This is a genomic window from Paenibacillus sp. NPDC055715, from assembly GCF_053617595.1.
Window position 1 is genome coordinate 104,296 of the sequence record NZ_JBSHGA010000002.1, and the last position, 16,677, is coordinate 120,972.

The window sequence follows — 16,677 nt, forward strand, 5'->3', positions numbered from 1 at the left end:
ATCATGAAAAAGCAGGGAACATTCATTGACAGTCTTGAAAGTATAGACAGCTATCTTCATTATTTGCCGACAAGTTATGATGCCGCTAAGGAATTGATGCAATATGCTGTCGAACAGTCGCATCAATTCAATGAAAATGAAATCTGCTCGATTGCAGCGGTAAAACTGCTGCCGCCGGTTTCGAATCCGGCTGCGCTTATCGATTTCGGGCTGACGCCAAGACATCTGAGAAATGCTGGCGTAAATCTGTTGCAAAGAGAATATACAGGGCCGGAAAGAGGAGAGCTTAAACGAAAAATTGCTGAAAAATTCCAGAAAGATCCCAGAAAGATCCCAGAAAGATCCGAATAAAGTAACTTTCAGTTATTACAAGTGTAACCATAATGCATTAATTGGCGATGGGGATACGATTCATTGGCCTTCGTACTCTTCCTACCTGGATATCGAGCCGGAGCTGGCCTTTGTTGCAGGGAAGGGGAACTGCATTGCAGGTTATGTTATTTTTAACGACAGTACTGTCCGCGATGTGCAGTGGCTGGATTTCCAGGCGCTGATCGGACCGACGCGCTGCAAAGATTTTGATCGCAGCAAAGGAATAGGACCATTTCTGGTTACGCCGGATGAAATCGACAACCCGCTGGTACTGGATGTGGATGTACGCATCGGGGAGAGACTGCACTGGAAGGGAAGCACATCCGAGTATTCTGCACACCCTGCAAAAGTGATGGAGGAGGTTCTCAAAGTTTTCACGCTGCTCCCGGGCACGATTATAGGAATGGGGACGATACCGGATTGCTGCGCAATCGAGACCGAACAATGGCTGTTGCCCTCTGACCGAATCCAGATTACATTTGATAAATTAGGCACGCTCACGCAATTGGTGCCTGATCATGTCAAGATTACGGAACCAAGCCGCTGGGAAAAAAGAAGCGATTTGCCTTAAATAAACGTTTATGAAAATGATGAACCCCGACCCTGCTGCATATGCAAAACTTGTAGTAGAATAGGTTTAACTTATGCAAAAGGAGAAATACAATGCAAACATCAGACAGAATCATTGAAGCCGCGACACGGCTCATCAAAAAGAAGGGCTATCGGGGAGTAAGCACCAAAGCCATTGCAACGGAAGCTAAAGTCAATGAATCTACGATTTTCCGGCAATTTGGAAGCAAGCAAGGCATATTGGAAGCCATCATTGAAAGACATTCAGATATCCCGCAATTTGAGAAGCTGTTAAAAGAGGACGCGACCGATAATCCGGAAGTCGATCTGCTGAATGTAAGTCAGCAGTACCGTTTGTTTTTCCATAAAAATGCGGACATCATTTTGATTGGCATCCGCGACAAAGGAATGCTACCGGAATTGGACAGAGTGCTGGCCGATCCGCCGGTGAAGCTGCACTCCTTGCTGGTTGAATATTTTGAACGCCTGCAGAAGAAAAAAGTTATAGCCAGACAGGATGAGCGTCTTGCCGCCATGTCTTTTCTCTCGATGTGCTATGGATTTCAGATGAGCGAGCTGATTCACCGGCAATATCAGTCCCAACTCGTCACCGAGGAAGAGTTCTACAAGCACAGTGTCTCATTGTTTGTTAAAGGAATTTTGTCTCAGTCATAAGCTTTGTTGATTTATGTAATGATAGCATTTTTGCATAGTCTTTCCACGAAAAAGGTTCATTTACGGAGCGCCTTGTCGTACTGCCCAATTACAGTAGCTGCGGGGATTGTAATTTTAATAAGCTCATGTCTAAAGAATGTCAATGAGGATTTGAATGTACTGAATCTTGCTATATTTCATAAAATGCTCGAAGCTGTTCAGAACTGTGATGCTCAAAGTGGTGCACGTCAATTGGAGAAGCGTTGGAAGGGTGTGTTCCCTTCCAGCAAAAACGAACGGGACGAAGTTATGGAGGTATGGGGGTATGCCGGGCTGCTGGTCCCACAGGAAACACCTCGTAGACGTCGGAACGGGAATCATGATTTTAGTTCAGTAGCAGCTCGGCAAGGAGATGACGGATGCTCGCAGGAGGCGCTGGACTATTTCTTCGGCACGTTTTTATAGTGAAAGTGAATAACTACGCCACATCTTGATTATGACGTCTCCTCAAACAACAGACGTTCTTCTTCCCGGCTATGAATGGCATTGACAACCAGGAGCGCGTGGAACTGCTGAAGAACTTGAGGCGTAAGCCCTTCTTCACGGATCCCGGCTTTGAGCTCTTTTACAATGATTCGGAGCAGATCATGATCCCGTGTAAGTTTGACGACGGCTTCCTGCAGCTCCGGTTTTTTCTCGACTTTTTCCTGATAGAATCCTTCCTCTTCTGCATCAGCATGGCTGAGAATGCGCGTTTCCCAATATTCGATCAAGTGCTCGGCGGCCTGGCGCGCCACATTGAATTCTTTTGCTCTGAGTAATTCCTCTACTTCTCTCGTCTTATCTAGAGCGCCGGATAGCCCGCCTTGATGAATGGCATGATGAGCATGCAGTTGACGCAAAGATGGTCCTCCCATATCGATTCATCCTTTCTGTGTTCCCTTTTTTTTAGTACAGTATAGCATAGGAAAAAAGCGTTGTTTTTCCGGTTAGGCTATTCCCCCCTATGAAAAAGGGAACTCCCTGATTGGTTCAATTTCATGTAATACTTAGAATGAAGTTAGAGCATAAAATTCAATCTTGGGGGAATGGATGATGAGTCGATTAACCGAAATAACAAATATAAAAGAGATTGTGAAAAAAGGATCAAGGTTTTGAATGGGATGAGTAGATACATACCCAATCAACATGGAGCTTGGGCAATGCTCATTCTTCCATTTTTATTCGGTCTAGTGGCTTCTCGAGGGGAACTCATTCATATACCACTATTTGTGTGCTGGTTTTTTATCTACTTATTCAGTTTTCCTGTTCTCCAATGGATCAAAACAGGCAATAGTGAAAGATACCGTAAACCCGTCGTTGTATACGGAGCGATATTGCTGCCTTTTTTAGTTTCTCTTGTATGGTTTGAGCCTGCGTTGATCTGGTATGGAGTTCTGCTACTGCTTTTTTTTATGGCTAATATTTATTTTGCAAAAACGAAAAATGAACGTGCTTTACTAAATGACATTGTTGCAATTCTGCTCTTTTGTTCTTTTATATACCCCGTTATTTATATGGGGGGAGGAGAGGATTGGAGAGTAGCAACAGAGCTATTCTTGCTTTTGGTGTCCTACTTTATAGGCACTGCTCTTTATGTTAAAACGATCATTCGTGAACGAAAAAATATACATTATTATTATGCTTCCATCGTATATCATGTGGTGATTATCTTGTTTGCCGCTTGGTTAAAGTTCCCCCTGTTTCTTCCTTTTTTTATTTTGTTGGTACGGGCCATATGGCTTCCTAAACTCGGATTACAGGCAAAACAAGTTGGCATGGCGGAAATTGGATTTTCAATGATGCTCTATGTATTTGTGCTGTTTTTATACTTCTAAAAAGGAGAGACATCAATGATATCTTTGAAAACGCCGCGTGATTATCATACAGACCCGTTTATAGTCATCTGGGAGGTGACACGAGCTTGTGCTTTAAAGTGCCTTCATTGTAGAGCGGAAGCTCAGTACAAACCTGATCCTCGCCAACTGACATTAGAAGAGGGTAAGAAACTGATGGATCAAATCGCTGAAATGAATCATCCGTTGGTTGTATTCACAGGCGGAGATCCTTTAATGCGTCCTGATCTGTTTGAACTGGCTCAATATGCAATTGAAGAGAAAAATCTGTCGGTTTCAATGACCCCCAGTGCCACCCCTAAAGTGACACGAACGGCGGTAGAAAAAGCAAAGCAAGTTGGGTTATCGCGGTGGGCGTTTAGTCTGGACGGTTCATGTGCAGACATTCACGATCATTTTCGGGGTACAGCGGGTTCTTACGATACGACCATGCGAGGAATTAGTTATTTAAAGGAACTGAACATCCCTATTCAAGTGAACACTACGGTGTCCAGGTACAATCTTCATGATCTGGAGCAAATTGCAGAAAGGGTAAAGGAAATGCAGGCCGTATTATGGAGTTTATTTTTTCTTGTTCCAACCGGACGTGGCATGGAGAAAGATATGATTACTCCTGATGAGCATGAAGCCGTAATGAAATGGTTGTATCACATACAGCAACAGATGCCGTACGGCGTGAAGGCTACAGAAGCTCCTCACTACCGGAGGGTTGTACTGCAGGAAAAGAACAAAGCAGGTGAGAGCAGTGTAGCAGACGGACAAAAGAGGGCGGATGTTTTAGGACGTGCTCCTAAAGGCGTAAATGACGGAGATGGATTTGTTTTTATTAGTCATATCGGCGAAGTATACCCGAGCGGTTTCCTGCCTCTTATGTGCGGGAATGTACGAGAGGATAGCCTGGCAGATATTTATCGCAACTCTCCGATCATGATGAATCTTAGAGATAAGTCCCTACTTAAAGGTAAATGTGGAGTCTGTGAATTCAAGGCCGTCTGTGGGGGCTCTAGAGCAAGGGCTTTTGCAATAACAGGAGACTATTTGGAGAGTGACCCTTATTGTGCTTATATACCCGGGGTTGGAGAGGAAAAGTATTTACATGAAAAAAAGTTCTAAAAAAGTCGTTATTCTCGGTGGAGGAATAAGCGGTTTAAGTGCTGCCTTTTATGTGAAAAAGCTGGCTGAGGATAGGCAAATTGAAGTGGAGATTACACTGGTGGAGAAAAGTGAACGTCTAGGAGGAAAGCTGCAAACCGTTCGCCAAAACGATTTTATGATCGAAAAAGGACCGGATGCTTTTTTGGCCAGAAAGACGGCCATATTGGATCTGACCGCGGAGTTGGGACTGGAGGCAGAACTGGTATCGACAAACCCGAAAGCCAAATCTGCTTGCATTTTGCATAAGGGCAAACTTCACACGATGCCAATGGGCTTCATTTTGGGCATTCCAACAAAGCTCACCCCCTTCATTCGGACCGGACTAATTTCTCCGCTGGGAAAAGCACGGGCTGCTCTGGATTTAATCATTCCAGCGAAGAAAGGCGATGCGGACGAATCGCTAGGTGATTTTATCAAACGGCGTCTTGGCAAAGAAGTTCTCGATCAGATTACTGAACCGCTTCTGTCTGGAATTTACGCTGGGGACACACATTCCCTGAGCCTGATGTCAACCTTCCCTCAATTTAAACTCATGGAACAAAAGCACGGGAGTCTGATTAAGGGGATGTCTAAAGGGGCGGGAAGAAAGTCGGTAGTACAAGACAAACTGCCGGATATCGCTAAGAAAAGTATGTTTCTTTCTTATCGGCTAGGATTATCTACGATTGTGGAGCGACTAAGGGAAAGGCTGGATACCGTACGTTTTGTTATGGGGCAAGGTGTAGTTGAAGTAAGGAAAGAAAGCAGTTATCAGGTCATTTTAGAAGATGGACAAAAAATAGAGGCGGATGCTGTGATCTGCGCTGTTCCAGCTTTTGAGGCGGCTACATTATTCTCTGGTGTTGCAAGCGCTAGCTGGTTAAACAAGATTAACTATGTTTCCGTAGCCAATATTGCCCTTGCTTATAAAAATACAGATCTTAAACTTGCTTTTGAGGGAACAGGATTCCTGGTTCCCCGCAAAGAAGGCAAAATGATTACGGCATGTACATGGTCTTCGACAAAGTGGAGCCACACTGCTCCTGAAGGATATACCCTCTTACGGACTTATATCGGACATGCAGGCGCACAGGAGTGGGTTCAAATGACAGACGATGAACTTGTGGATGCGGCGCGCAAAGACCTGAAAGATTTAATGGGGCTCGAAGCTAAACCAGAACTGACCGAAGTCAGTCGGTGTAATCAATCGATGCCGCAATATCCGATTGGACACAAAGAGCATATGGCGAGGGTGAGACATGACTTCTCACAGTACTTACCAAATGTATTTCTATGCGGTGCTGGTTATGGAGGCGTTGGGATTCCGGATTGTATCGCTCAAGGCAAAGAAGCGGCTGAACAGTTGCTTTCAGATTTTTTATAATAAGGCTATTTCCTCATGTCAAAGAGGGAATGCCCTGATTGGTTCAGCTTTAAGGGGGACGTAGAATGAAAGTGAAGCATAAAACCGAAGTAAGATGGGGGAATGGATGATGAGCCAGTTAACGGAAGAAACATGGATAGCAGACATTGTGAAAGAAGTACCAAAAACAGGAGATTTGTTCCGTAAACTGCGGATTGACTTTTGCTGTGGCGGGAAGATATCGCTCCGTGAGGCAGCAGCCGACCGAGGTCTCCACGCTGGTGAACTGCTGGCGCAGGTGCATGAAGTGGAGGAAAGTCAGGCACAGCAAAAGCAAATGCAACCATCTTCACTCGAACCAAAAGAACTAATTGCCTATATCCAGGATGAGTATCATACAAAGCTTCTCGAAGAACTATCGGCGCTCACGCCGTATGTAACCAAACTAACGCGGGTTCACGGCGAACGTTATCCGCATCTAAAGCGAGTTAATGAACTTTTCACCTTGCTTAAACAGGGATTATCGGAACACATTCAAAATGAGGAAAACCTTGTGTTTCCGATGATCCAAGCGTTTTTACAGGAATCAACAGTTGAACGGGCAGATGCGATTAATCCATATTTATCCAAATTGCAAGATGAGCATCAAGCGGTGGTGGAATTACTGAAGGAACTGCGCTTGATCACAAACGGCTTTGAGCCGCTGCAGGAGGCTTGTGGTACGCACCGGCTCGTATTGAAGCGGTTAGAAAATCTGGAAGCGGACATTTTTAATCATATCCTTCTTGAAAATTGTACACTAGTCGAACGTACGAGACAGGCACAGCTAATAACGAAACCCGTCACGTAATGATGAACTAACATGGAGGAGTCAAACAAAATGCAAAAGTTTATTAAAAATGGCACTGTTTTATTTTTGGCTTTTTTCATCGTTATATTATTTTCAGGATGCGGTACAGAACAACAATCGACTATGAACGGTGGCAACAACGCACAAACTTTGGCTGCCAACCAAGCGACCCCAAAAACGGTCGAAACTGTTGAACTGACCGTATCCGCAGCGGCAAGCTTAACGGATGCACTCAATGAGATCCAGACGTCGTACGAGTCAACCAATAAAGGTGTTAGATTAAATTTCAACTTCGGCGGGTCTGGTGCGCTACAAAAGCAGATTGAGCAGGGAGCTCCATCAGATTTATTTTTGTCCGCTTCGCCTAAAAATATGAAGGCACTCGTTGATCAACAGTTGATAGATGGGAATAAACAAAAAACGTGGCTGACGAACGAATTGGTCGCGGTTATCCCTGCAGACGGGACAATGAAAATCGGTAGCATAACAGATTTAACAAAAGAAGAAGTGAAGAAAGTGGCGATCGGTATTCCTGAAAGTGTTCCTGCTGGCAGCTACGCACAGGAAGCACTGACGAACGTGAAACTTTGGGACGCGTTGCAAGCCAAACTGGTTCAGAGTAAAGATGTCAGACAAGTGCTACAGTATGTGGAGACCGGAAACGCCGATGCCGGATTCGTGTACAAGACGGATGCTTTGACTTCACAAAATTCAAAAATCGCCTTTGAGGTGGATCCCAAAACCTACTCACCTGTTGAATATCCAATCGGCATTGTTAAAGCTTCAAAACATAGCCGCGAAGCTGAAGACTTTTATGCGTACCTACAAACGCAAAAGTCTTTGGATATCATGGCTAAGTATGGATTTTCCATACCGAAGTGATCATGCAGGACCTGGATTGGAATGAATATTGGTCTCCTATCCAATTATCGTTGCAGGTTGCGCTGTTATCGAGTGTGTTGGTTATCGTAGTAAGCTTGGTTGCGGCCTGGTGGATGTCGCGATTAGGATCATTTAAAGGAAAAACGTTTGTTGAAACCGCTTTTATGCTGCCACTGGTACTCCCTCCGACAGTAGTTGGCTTTTTACTGTTAATGTTGCTCGGGCGAAAAGGTGAGTTCGGACGTTTCGTGGAACAATGGTTTGGTGAACCGATCGTATTTACGTGGTGGGCTGCGGTAATCGCGTCGGTCGTTGTAGCCTTCCCCCTGGCCTATCGAACGATGATGGTGGGATTTGCTTCTGTTGATCGGGATTTGGAAGATGCAGGACGTTCCATAGGGGCGAGCGAATGGCAGGTGTTCTGGTACATAACCTTCCCTTTAATTTTTCCTTCTTTTAAAGCCGCTTTTGTACTCGGCTTTGCCCGCGGTCTGGGTGAATTCGGTGCTACTCTGATGATTGCCGGAAATATTCCGGGTAAAACACAAACCATTCCGACGGCCATTTATGTTGCGGTGGATTCTGGTCATCTTCCTATGGCCTGGGCCTGGACATGCTCGATGATCTTCATTTCCTTTATCATGCTCCTATTAACCGGCCAAAAGAAAAATTAATCAAGGCCAAAAAGTGCGATCACAAAAACTGGTTCGCCTTCATAGAAGCTCCCATCTATTAGAGGGAGTTTTTTTTGTATCTTTTTATAGAACGAGGGATTTCCTGTAGCGCTATAGGACATTCCCTAATGGGAACAAACATGGATGAATTACATAATGAGAGTAACCGAATGAGTCTTCCTATGAATCTGCTTTAGGGTTTTTCATTCTGAAAAGGAGTGTTGGTCATCAATGAAAAAAAAATACAACCTCAACTTTTTTAAACCGATCGAAAGCTATTCCGGAAATTGGTCAATCCTTGAGGAAAAAAATAGAGAATGGGAAAACGTGTACCGTCAGCGTTGGTCTCACGACAAAGTGGTCCGGACGACGCACGGAGTCAACTGCACCGGCTCCTGTAGTTGGAAGGTTTTTGTGAAAAACGGCATCATCACCTGGGAGAATCAGCAAATTGATTATCCTTCTTGCGGCGTAGACATGCCGGAATTTGAGCCGCGTGGATGCCCGCGAGGCGCTACATTTTCCTGGTATGAATACAGCCCGTTACGAGTGAAATACCCCTATATGCGTGGTAAGTTATTGCGGCTCTGGTTAGCCGCCATTAAGGAGCATACGAATCCGGTAGACGCATGGGCGAGCATCGTGGAAGATCCAGAGAAAGCTAAGCTCTATAAATCGGCTCGTGGAAAAGGCGGTCATGTCCGTGTCGGCTGGGACGATGTCCTGCGTCTTATCTCAGCGCAGCTCATCTATACCATTCGTAAGTACGGTCCCGACCGGATCGCGGGCTTTACGCCAATCCCGGCGATGTCAATGATAAGCTACGCTTCGGGAGCCCGGTTCATTTCGCTACTCGGTGGGCAGATGTTGAGTTTTTACGACTGGTATGCAGACCTTCCGCCTGCATCTCCTCAAATTTGGGGTGAGCAGACGGACGTGCCGGAATCTTCTGACTGGTACAACGCGGGTTACCTGATCATGTGGGGATCGAATGTACCGCTTACCCGGACGCCAGACGCTCATTTTATGACGGAAGTACGTTATAAGGGGACAAAGGTCGTATCGGTGGCTCCCGACTTAGCGGAGAATGTGAAGTTCGCTGACAACTGGCTTGCACCAAATCCGGGTACAGATGCAGCTGTAGCCCAGGCTATGACGCATGTTATTCTGGATGAGTTCTACAAAGAGCGCCAAGAACCGATGTTCATTAACTATGCCAAACAATATACGGATATGCCGTTTATGATTCTGCTTGATCCACACGAAGGAGCCTGGAAAGGTGGACGTTTCCTACGAGCGAGTGACCTTGGGGATGCTTCGCAGCATGCGGACTGGAAGCCGGTCATATATGACGAAGCGGCGGGGGAATTGCTGGTCCCGAACGGTACGATGGGACAGCGCTGGGAACAGGATAAGAAATGGAACCTGATTCTGGAGCGGGAAGACGGAACAAAGGTTGAGCCTGCGCTTACTGTGGAAGGTCATGGCGAGCAATGGGAAGAAGTGGTATTCCCTTATTTCGATAACGCTGGTAATGGAACGTTCAAACGTGTAATTCCGGCCAAAAAAGTGCGCCTGGCAGATGGTTCGGAGCGTTACGTTGCAACCGTGTACGATCTGATGATGAGCCAGTACGGTGTTGCGCGCAGTGACAGCCCTCATAACGCCAAAGATTATTACGATGCAGCTTCGCATTATACCCCTGCCTGGCAGGAGAAGATCACGAGCGTGAAGGCGTCTGTTGTGGTACAGATTGCTCGGGAATTTGCTCAAAATGCTATCGATACCAAAGGACGCTCCATGATTATTATGGGTGCGGGGATCAATCACTGGTTCAATAGTGACACGATCTATCGGTCCATCTTGAACTTGGTCATGTTGACTGCTTCCCAAGGTGTAAATGGTGGAGGCTGGGCGCATTATGTTGGTCAAGAAAAGCTTCGCCCGATCGAAGGCTGGTCAACGGTTGCCTTTGCAAAAGACTGGCAAGCGTCAGCTCGGCTGCAAAATGCTACATCATTTTTCTATTTTGCAACGGAGCAGTGGCGTTATGAAGAAAGTGGAACAGACACCTTGAAGTCACCGACTGGTGGGGATGTCAGTTACCAGCACCCAGCAGACTACAACGTGCTCGCAGCGCGTTTGGGTTGGCTGCCTTCTTATCCACAGTTTAATAAAAACAGTCTGCTGTTCGCCGAAGAGGCGGCGCAATTAGGCAAAAAGTCCAACGAGGATATAATCAATCACTCTGTGGAAGAGATCAAATCACGTAAGACACGCTTCGCCGTGGAAGATCCTGGAGCAGCTGAGAACTTCCCTCGTTCGCTCTTTGTTTGGCGGTCAAACCTGATTTCCAGTTCGGCGAAGGGACAAGAGTATTTCATGAAACATTTACTCGGAGCATCCGATGCCCTGCTTGCCCGGCCGAACGAGGAGCAGAAACCGGAGGAAATTATCTGGCGGGAAGATGTGGAAGGAAAGCTTGATCTGATGGTTGCACTTGATTTCCGGATGACGACAACCCCATTGTACGCGGACATCGTGCTTCCGGCGGCAACCTGGTATGAAAAAACAGACTTGTCGTCAACAGACATGCATCCTTTTGTACATCCGTTTAATCCGGCGGTTAATCCACTGTGGGAATCCCGCGCGGACTGGGATATTTACCGCCAGCTTTCCGAAGTCTTTTCTGATATGGCGAAAGAATACCTACCGGGAATATATAAAGACCTTGTGACCGCGCCGCTCTCACACGACAGTATGGGCGAAATTTCGCAGCCGATGGGTCTTGTAAAGGATTGGACAAAGGGTGAGATTGAAGCGACTCCGGGTAAAACCATGCCGAATTTCAGCATCATCGAACGTGACTATACTAAAATTCACGATAAATTTATCTCACTCGGTCCGAATTTGATTACCGGCAAAGCAGGTGCACATGGCGTCAGCTTCTCCGTAGCAGACGAATATGAGGAAATGAAAAAGTTAAACGGAGTTTATTATGACGAGTCCATTAAAGACGGGCTGCCGAAAATTCAGACAGCTCGACAAGTGGCCAATGCAATTCTTCACCTTTCATCCGCGACCAATGGACGGGTCTCACAAAAAGCTTATGAGCGGGCAGAAGAGCTTCACGGAGTGGAACTCAAAGATATCTCGGCCGATCGGGCAGCGGAAAAGATCACTTTCCAAAGTATCACGGCACAGCCGCGTGAAGTTATACCGACACCGGTATTCACTGGATCGAACAAGAAGGGACGCCGTTATTCACCATTTACAACGAATATTGAACGTCTTGTTCCGTTTCGTACTTTGACAGGAAGACAGCATTTCTATATTGATCATGAGATTTTCCAACAGTTTGGGGAATCATTGCCGATCTACAAACCGACTCTGCCGCCGATGGTGTTCGGCCCTCGCGATCGGGAAATAAAGGGCGGACAAGATTCACTCGTGCTCCGTTATCTGACACCGCACGGTAAATGGAATATTCACTCCACCTACCAGGACAACCAGCACATGCTTACACTGTTTCGCGGAGGTCCTACCGTGTGGATCAACAACGAAGACGCAGAGGCGCACGGTCTTGCCGACAATGACTGGGTAGAGGTATACAACCGTAACGGCGTCGTAACCGCTCGGACCGTTGTCAGCCACCGGATGCCAAGAGGAACGATGTTCATGTACCATGCTCAGGATAAGCACATTCAAGTGCCGGGCTCCGAAATTACGGATACACGTGGCGGTAGTCATAACGCACCAACAAGAATTCATCTAAAACCAACTCAGATGGTCGGCGGATACGCTCAGCTTAGTTATGGATTCAACTATTATGGTCCGATCGGCAACCAGCGTGATGTGTACGTAGCGGTACGTAAAATGAAGGAGGTTAACTGGCTTGAAGATTAAAGCTCAAATTGCCATGGTCATGAACCTGGATAAATGTATCGGCTGCCATACGTGCAGCGTGACATGCAAAACAACCTGGACGAACCGCAAAGGTGCGGAATATATGTGGTTCAACAATGTGGAAACCAAACCGGGTATCGGTTATCCGAAGCGATGGGAAGACCAGGAACTTTATAAAGGTGGCTGGAAGCTCCGCAAAGGGAAACTGGAACTGAAGTCAGGCAATAAACTGTCCAAGATAGCGCTGGGTAAGATTTTTTACAATCCAGACATGCCGGAAATGAAAGATTATTATGAGCCCTGGACTTACAATTACGAGCATTTGACCAACGCCGGCGAGCAGAAGCATTCACCTGTGGCACGCGCGCATTCTGCGGTAACGGGTGAAAAAATGGATTTGGAATGGGGTCCAAACTGGGAAGACGACCTGGCGGGTGCGCATGTAACCGGTCCGCTTGATCCCAATATTCAGAAAATCGAAGAAGAGATTAAATTTAACTTTGAGAAGTCGTTCATGGTTTATCTCCCACGGCTCTGCGAACATTGTCTAAATCCGAGCTGTGTCGCATCATGTCCTTCGGGCGCCATGTACAAACGGGACGAGGACGGAATCGTGCTCGTGGATCAGGAAGCATGCCGCGGCTGGCGGTATTGCATGACGGGCTGTCCATACAAAAAGGTGTACTTCAACTGGCAGACGAACAAAGCGGAAAAATGTACCTTCTGTTTCCCTCGTGTGGAAGCCGGTCTGCCGACGGTCTGTTCCGAGACATGTACAGGACGAATTCGTTACCTCGGCGTTCTGCTGTATGACGCAGATCGGGTACTTGAGGCCGCTTCTACGCAGGATGAGAAAGACCTTTATAAAGCGCAGTGTGACTTGTTTATGGATCCAAACGATCCAGCAGTGATTGCCCAGGCGAAAAAAGACGGCATCTCGGAGGACTGGATTGAAGCAGCGCAGAACTCGCCGGTATACAAGCTTGCTATTGAGTACAAGCTGGCATTCCCGCTCCATCCGGAATATCGCACGCTGCCGATGGTATGGTATGTGCCACCGCTTAGTCCGATTATGAATTACTTTGAAGGGAAAGACTCAATCGAGAATCCGGACATGATCTTTCCGGCCATCGAAGAAATGCGCACCCCAATTCAGTACCTTGCCAATATGCTGACGGCGGGCGACACGCAGACGGTGAAGGAATCCCTGCAACGGATGGCTATGATGCGCTCCTATATGCGTGCCCAGTCCACAGGACAACCTTTCGATGAAAGCCGTCTTGAGCGTATCGGCATGACACCGTTGCAGACCGAGCAGATGTACCGGCTTCTTGCGATTGCCAAGTACGAAGATCGTTTCGTCATTCCGACGTCGCATAAAGAAGGATATTCGAATCCGTACCGGGCTCAAGGATCTGCAGGTTACGGCGACACCATGGGAAACATGGGTGCAGGCTCTGGCTGTGACGGTTGTAGTCTGGCAAGTTCAATGGGGATGGAAGAGCCTTCGAAAACAGGTAAAGAAATGTATGAAGAAAACTTCTACGGGGGTATTTGGCGTGATTAATGTAGCGAAGCTGTATGAATGCAAGCCGTCATTCGGGTTTTTCGCCCAGCAACTCATGTACCCGGAAAAGCTGGATTTTCATCCGGCTTTTCTGGAAGCATCGTTTGATCCGGACCATCCGGCATATTCGTATGCAAACACCTACTGGTCTCTTATGCAAGAGTTCAGTATGGAAGAGATTCAGGAAATGTATACGGAAACCTTTGATTTTCAAAAAAATTGTGCACTATATATGACTTACTTTAAATTCGAAGATGCAAAAGAACGGGGACAAATGTTGGTCAAGTTAAAGGTGCTATATGAGATGTACGGTCTTGAAATGCCAGATGGAGAGCTGCCAGATTATCTTCCGCTCATGTGTGAATTTCTGTATGCCGCCGAATGGGCGCAAGATCCGAAGACGACAGAAAACTTCCGCATGCCAATCGCGATCCTGGAAGACGGCACATATCATTTGCTTAAAGCGCTGGAAAAAATGGAAAGCCCGTATTTTCATCTGGTGAAGGGACTGCGCGAAACACTTAAAGCTTGCGTAGAACAGGAGGCAGCCACGCTATGACGATGTTAGAGCAGTTTTTGTGGGTCATTTTCCCTTATATGTGTGTGGTCATCTTTATTGTAGGGCATATTTTCCGCTACAGAAACGACCAGTTCAATTGGACAGCAAAATCAAGTGAGTTTATTGAAAAAAAACAATTGATGATTGGAAGTCTCTTATTCCACCTGGGCATTATCCCGGTTATTATGGGTCATGTATCCGGTCTGGGCATACCAAAAACCTGGATGCATGCACTGGGTGTAAACGATCATCTGTATCATATTGGAGCAGTATATATTGGAGGCGTATTTGGAGCCGTAACGTTCCTCGGTATGTTGATTCTCACCTTTCGCCGTTTTACAATACGAAATGTACGACGTTTAAGCTCAGCTTCTGATCTGATTGTAAACATCATGCTTTTTGCCCTTGTATGCATGGGGATGTTTGCGACTCTTGTAACGAATGCAGTACAGCCTGAATTTGATTATAGGGAAACCATCTCAATCTGGTTCCGCGGTTTATTCATATTCCGTGTCGACCCGTCACTGATGAGAGACGTACCGTTGTCTTTCAAGCTTCATGTATTTATGGGCTTTGCCATTTTTGCTTTCTGGCCGTTCACCCGGCTTGTTCATGTGTGGAGTGTTCCATTGAATTATGTGCGTAGAAGTTATATTCTGTACAGAAGACATAAATCGAATTAGGAAAGCGGGCGTTGCCTTCTTTCCTAATTGTATTAGGAGAGAGTGATGAATAATAGGATGGATTATCAAAGGGAGCTTGAGCGAATTCGCGAGCATTTCGGTTATGATTTCATGGCACTTGCTCTTGTTGAACCGGCCGAATATCAATACGTAATTAAGTGGAAAAATGCGGCCGGGAATTTAAATGATCGCTTTAAACGGATTGTGCTGCAATCCGGAAAGGGCATAGCAGGAGTCGTGTTTAAAACCGGGAAATCCATTTTCATTCCATCTGTTTATGAATATGTGGGGGCAGACAACCTGTTTAACTATCCTATTGTTCAATCCGAGAGGCTCCAGAGTCTCGGGGCTGTACCCCTGTGGAATGATGCTCGCGTCGCGGGTGTACTACTTGGTGGATTTCGTGAAGAACAGCTGATGACCGAAGCCATGATGCGTGATTTAGAAGCCTTGGCGCATAGGGGAATTGGAGAGTTGAACGGGAAGGAAGTGATATGAATTGACATTGTCTGTAGGGACCGACTCTTTGAGCACGATAATGGTGAAGTTGTTTGAGAACAGTACGGAAGCCATTTTCTTTTTTGATAGGCAAGGGAAAGCCCTGGCCATGAACCCGGCAGCTGAGGAGATTGTCGGGGATGACGTCCTCATTCAGCTCTATGAAGGGAAAGACAGAGCTTTATGCGGAACATGCAGGGGCTATACAAGCGACACGGAGCCACGCACCTGTCTTGACTGTTATTTTAATATGTCCGGCTCCAAGGATTTCGCATCTTTCCAGGTCTATCTGGAAACGAAGAGCAACGGAATTGTTCCCTATGCCGCTTCTTTTCATACGATTGATTCCGAAAATGGAACCCGGGTGTTTATGTTGAGAGATTTGACCACGCAATTTCAGACGCAAGAAAAATTGTATCAAAACAAAATGATGAAGCATGTCATAGAAGCGCAGGAAAACGAACGTAAGCGGCTTTCGAGGGAACTGCACGACAGCGTCGCGCAGGAACTGATGAGCGCGGTTGTCGAATTACGGGTGTTAAAATACATGACGAATGATGAGCAACTCATCAAAAACATGAAGCAGACCGAAGCATCCATGACGCGATTACTGGATGATATTCGTAACTTGTCTGTGGAACTCCGTCCCGCTACACTTGACGATTTTGGGCTTGAAGCGGCATTCCGTTCCCACTTCAAGCGGATCGAGCAAAGCTTTGGTCTAGTGGTTGAGTTCGTGTCCGATCTCCCCCAAAAGCGGTATGGAAGCGAAAAGGAAACTGTCATTTACCGGGTCTGTCAGGAGGCTGTTCTCAATGCCTTGAAGTATGCCCAGGTGGACACGGTTAAAGTTTCCTTGTCTGAGCATGATCATGCTCTTCGTCTGACTGTAGAGGACGATGGGATTGGCTTTGATAAGGGGAGCAAGCCTATTGGAACAGGTCTCGGTTTATTTGGTATGCAGGAGCGAGCAGAGTTGGTAGGCGGAAGTTTTGGCGTCCTTTCAAATATTGGTCAAGGAACCAAAGTCTTTTTACAAATTCCGATTGGACATGAGGAGGAATAGAGAC

At 46.4% G+C, this 16,677-nt stretch carries 16 protein-coding genes and 1 pseudogene; 16 read left to right on the forward strand and 1 reads right to left on the reverse strand.

The genetic code is table 11. From position 1 onward, the window contains the following. The first annotated feature begins 3 nt into the window (after positions 1–3). From ACWGOO_RS04795 to ACWGOO_RS04810, 4 genes and pseudogenes are all read left to right on the forward strand, one after another. Entirely contained in the window at positions 4–351 is a 348-nt protein-coding gene (locus ACWGOO_RS04795; protein ID WP_452481670.1) for a hypothetical protein, read from the forward strand. Next, the gene (locus tag ACWGOO_RS04800) at positions 299–943 is read left to right on the forward strand and encodes a fumarylacetoacetate hydrolase family protein (protein ID WP_452481671.1); all 645 of its coding nucleotides are present in this window, start codon (positions 299–301) and stop codon (positions 941–943) included. Before ACWGOO_RS04795 ends, ACWGOO_RS04800 begins: the two co-directional genes overlap by 53 nt. 92 nt (positions 944–1,035) lie before the next feature. After that, positions 1,036–1,617 carry a TetR/AcrR family transcriptional regulator gene (locus ACWGOO_RS04805; RefSeq protein WP_220025090.1) on the forward strand — a complete coding sequence of 194 codons (582 nt, stop codon included), beginning with the start codon at positions 1,036–1,038 and terminating at the stop codon, positions 1,615–1,617. Between the two features lie 15 nt (positions 1,618–1,632). Continuing rightward, positions 1,633–2,061, forward strand: a pseudogene (locus ACWGOO_RS04810) (hypothetical protein); the annotation flags it as partial. Between the two features lie 29 nt (positions 2,062–2,090). Here ACWGOO_RS04810 and ACWGOO_RS04815 read toward each other — a convergent pair. Continuing rightward, entirely contained in the window at positions 2,091–2,513 is a 423-nt protein-coding gene (locus ACWGOO_RS04815) for a hypothetical protein (protein WP_452481672.1), read from the reverse strand. 171 nt (positions 2,514–2,684) lie between these two features. Here ACWGOO_RS04815 and ACWGOO_RS04820 point away from each other — a divergent pair, with 171 nt between their 5' ends. From ACWGOO_RS04820 to ACWGOO_RS04875, 12 genes are all read left to right on the forward strand, one after another. Continuing rightward, positions 2,685–3,473, forward strand: a complete 789-nt coding sequence (locus tag ACWGOO_RS04820) for a YwiC-like family protein (RefSeq protein WP_452481673.1) — start codon at positions 2,685–2,687, stop codon at positions 3,471–3,473. Positions 3,474–3,488: 15 nt separating this feature from the next. Continuing rightward, complete coding sequence (locus ACWGOO_RS04825) at positions 3,489–4,604, forward strand: TIGR04053 family radical SAM/SPASM domain-containing protein (protein ID WP_452481674.1); 1,116 nt, start codon at positions 3,489–3,491, stop codon at positions 4,602–4,604. After that, complete coding sequence (gene hemG / locus ACWGOO_RS04830) at positions 4,588–6,009, forward strand: protoporphyrinogen oxidase (protein ID WP_452481675.1); 1,422 nt, start codon at positions 4,588–4,590, stop codon at positions 6,007–6,009. The genes ACWGOO_RS04825 and hemG overlap by 17 nt, the downstream gene beginning before the upstream one ends. A 109-nt stretch (positions 6,010–6,118) precedes the next feature. Beyond that, positions 6,119–6,838 carry an iron-sulfur cluster repair di-iron protein gene (gene ric / locus ACWGOO_RS04835; protein ID WP_452481676.1) on the forward strand — a complete coding sequence of 240 codons (720 nt, stop codon included), beginning with the start codon at positions 6,119–6,121 and terminating at the stop codon, positions 6,836–6,838. A gap of 30 nt (positions 6,839–6,868) precedes the next feature. Beyond that, positions 6,869–7,720 carry a molybdate ABC transporter substrate-binding protein gene (gene modA, locus ACWGOO_RS04840; RefSeq protein ID WP_452481677.1) on the forward strand — a complete coding sequence of 284 codons (852 nt, stop codon included), beginning with the start codon at positions 6,869–6,871 and terminating at the stop codon, positions 7,718–7,720. After that, positions 7,717–8,394, forward strand: coding sequence for a molybdate ABC transporter permease subunit (modB, locus tag ACWGOO_RS04845; RefSeq protein WP_452481678.1), 678 nt, complete (start codon positions 7,717–7,719; stop codon positions 8,392–8,394). The genes modA and modB overlap by 4 nt, the downstream gene beginning before the upstream one ends. Positions 8,395–8,625: 231 nt before the next feature. After that, a complete protein-coding gene (locus tag ACWGOO_RS04850; RefSeq protein WP_452481679.1) occupies positions 8,626–12,300 on the forward strand; it encodes a nitrate reductase subunit alpha in 3,675 nt (1,224 codons plus the stop codon). Then, positions 12,290–13,867 (forward strand): nitrate reductase subunit beta, encoded by a 1,578-nt coding sequence (gene narH, locus ACWGOO_RS04855; RefSeq protein ID WP_452481680.1) that lies wholly within the window; start codon positions 12,290–12,292, stop codon positions 13,865–13,867. The genes ACWGOO_RS04850 and narH overlap by 11 nt, the downstream gene beginning before the upstream one ends. Continuing rightward, positions 13,860–14,426: a nitrate reductase molybdenum cofactor assembly chaperone gene (gene narJ / locus ACWGOO_RS04860; RefSeq protein WP_452482035.1), complete on the forward strand. Its 567-nt coding sequence runs from the start codon at positions 13,860–13,862 to the stop codon at positions 14,424–14,426. The genes narH and narJ overlap by 8 nt, the downstream gene beginning before the upstream one ends. Before the next feature lie 2 nt (positions 14,427–14,428). Continuing rightward, complete coding sequence (gene narI / locus ACWGOO_RS04865) at positions 14,429–15,109, forward strand: respiratory nitrate reductase subunit gamma (protein ID WP_452482036.1); 681 nt, start codon at positions 14,429–14,431, stop codon at positions 15,107–15,109. A gap of 45 nt (positions 15,110–15,154) precedes the next feature. Further along, positions 15,155–15,607 carry a GAF domain-containing protein gene (locus ACWGOO_RS04870; RefSeq protein ID WP_452481681.1) on the forward strand — a complete coding sequence of 151 codons (453 nt, stop codon included), beginning with the start codon at positions 15,155–15,157 and terminating at the stop codon, positions 15,605–15,607. Position 15,608: 1 nt separating this feature from the next. Then, positions 15,609–16,673 carry an ATP-binding protein gene (locus ACWGOO_RS04875; RefSeq protein WP_452481682.1) on the forward strand — a complete coding sequence of 355 codons (1,065 nt, stop codon included), beginning with the start codon at positions 15,609–15,611 and terminating at the stop codon, positions 16,671–16,673. The last annotated feature ends 4 nt before the right edge of the window (positions 16,674–16,677 follow it).

Bases quoted from the DNA above. Each gene is read 5' to 3' on its own strand.
- ACWGOO_RS04795 (WP_452481670.1), top strand. From the start codon at position 4: ATGAAAAAGCAGGGAACATTCATTGACAGTCTTGAAAGTATAGACAGC.
- ACWGOO_RS04805 (WP_220025090.1), top strand. From the start codon at position 1,036: ATGCAAACATCAGACAGAATCATTGAAGCCGCGACACGGCTCATCAAA.
- ACWGOO_RS04815 (WP_452481672.1), bottom strand. From the start codon at position 2,513: ATGGGAGGACCATCTTTGCGTCAACTGCATGCTCATCATGCCATTCAT.
- ACWGOO_RS04820 (WP_452481673.1), top strand. From the start codon at position 2,685: ATGGATGATGAGTCGATTAACCGAAATAACAAATATAAAAGAGATTGT.
- ACWGOO_RS04825 (WP_452481674.1), top strand. From the start codon at position 3,489: ATGATATCTTTGAAAACGCCGCGTGATTATCATACAGACCCGTTTATA.
- hemG (WP_452481675.1), top strand. From the start codon at position 4,588: ATGAAAAAAAGTTCTAAAAAAGTCGTTATTCTCGGTGGAGGAATAAGC.
- ric (WP_452481676.1), top strand. From the start codon at position 6,119: ATGAGCCAGTTAACGGAAGAAACATGGATAGCAGACATTGTGAAAGAA.
- modA (WP_452481677.1), top strand. From the start codon at position 6,869: ATGCAAAAGTTTATTAAAAATGGCACTGTTTTATTTTTGGCTTTTTTC.
- ACWGOO_RS04850 (WP_452481679.1), top strand. From the start codon at position 8,626: ATGAAAAAAAAATACAACCTCAACTTTTTTAAACCGATCGAAAGCTAT.
- narI (WP_452482036.1), top strand. From the start codon at position 14,429: ATGTTAGAGCAGTTTTTGTGGGTCATTTTCCCTTATATGTGTGTGGTC.
- ACWGOO_RS04870 (WP_452481681.1), top strand. From the start codon at position 15,155: ATGAATAATAGGATGGATTATCAAAGGGAGCTTGAGCGAATTCGCGAG.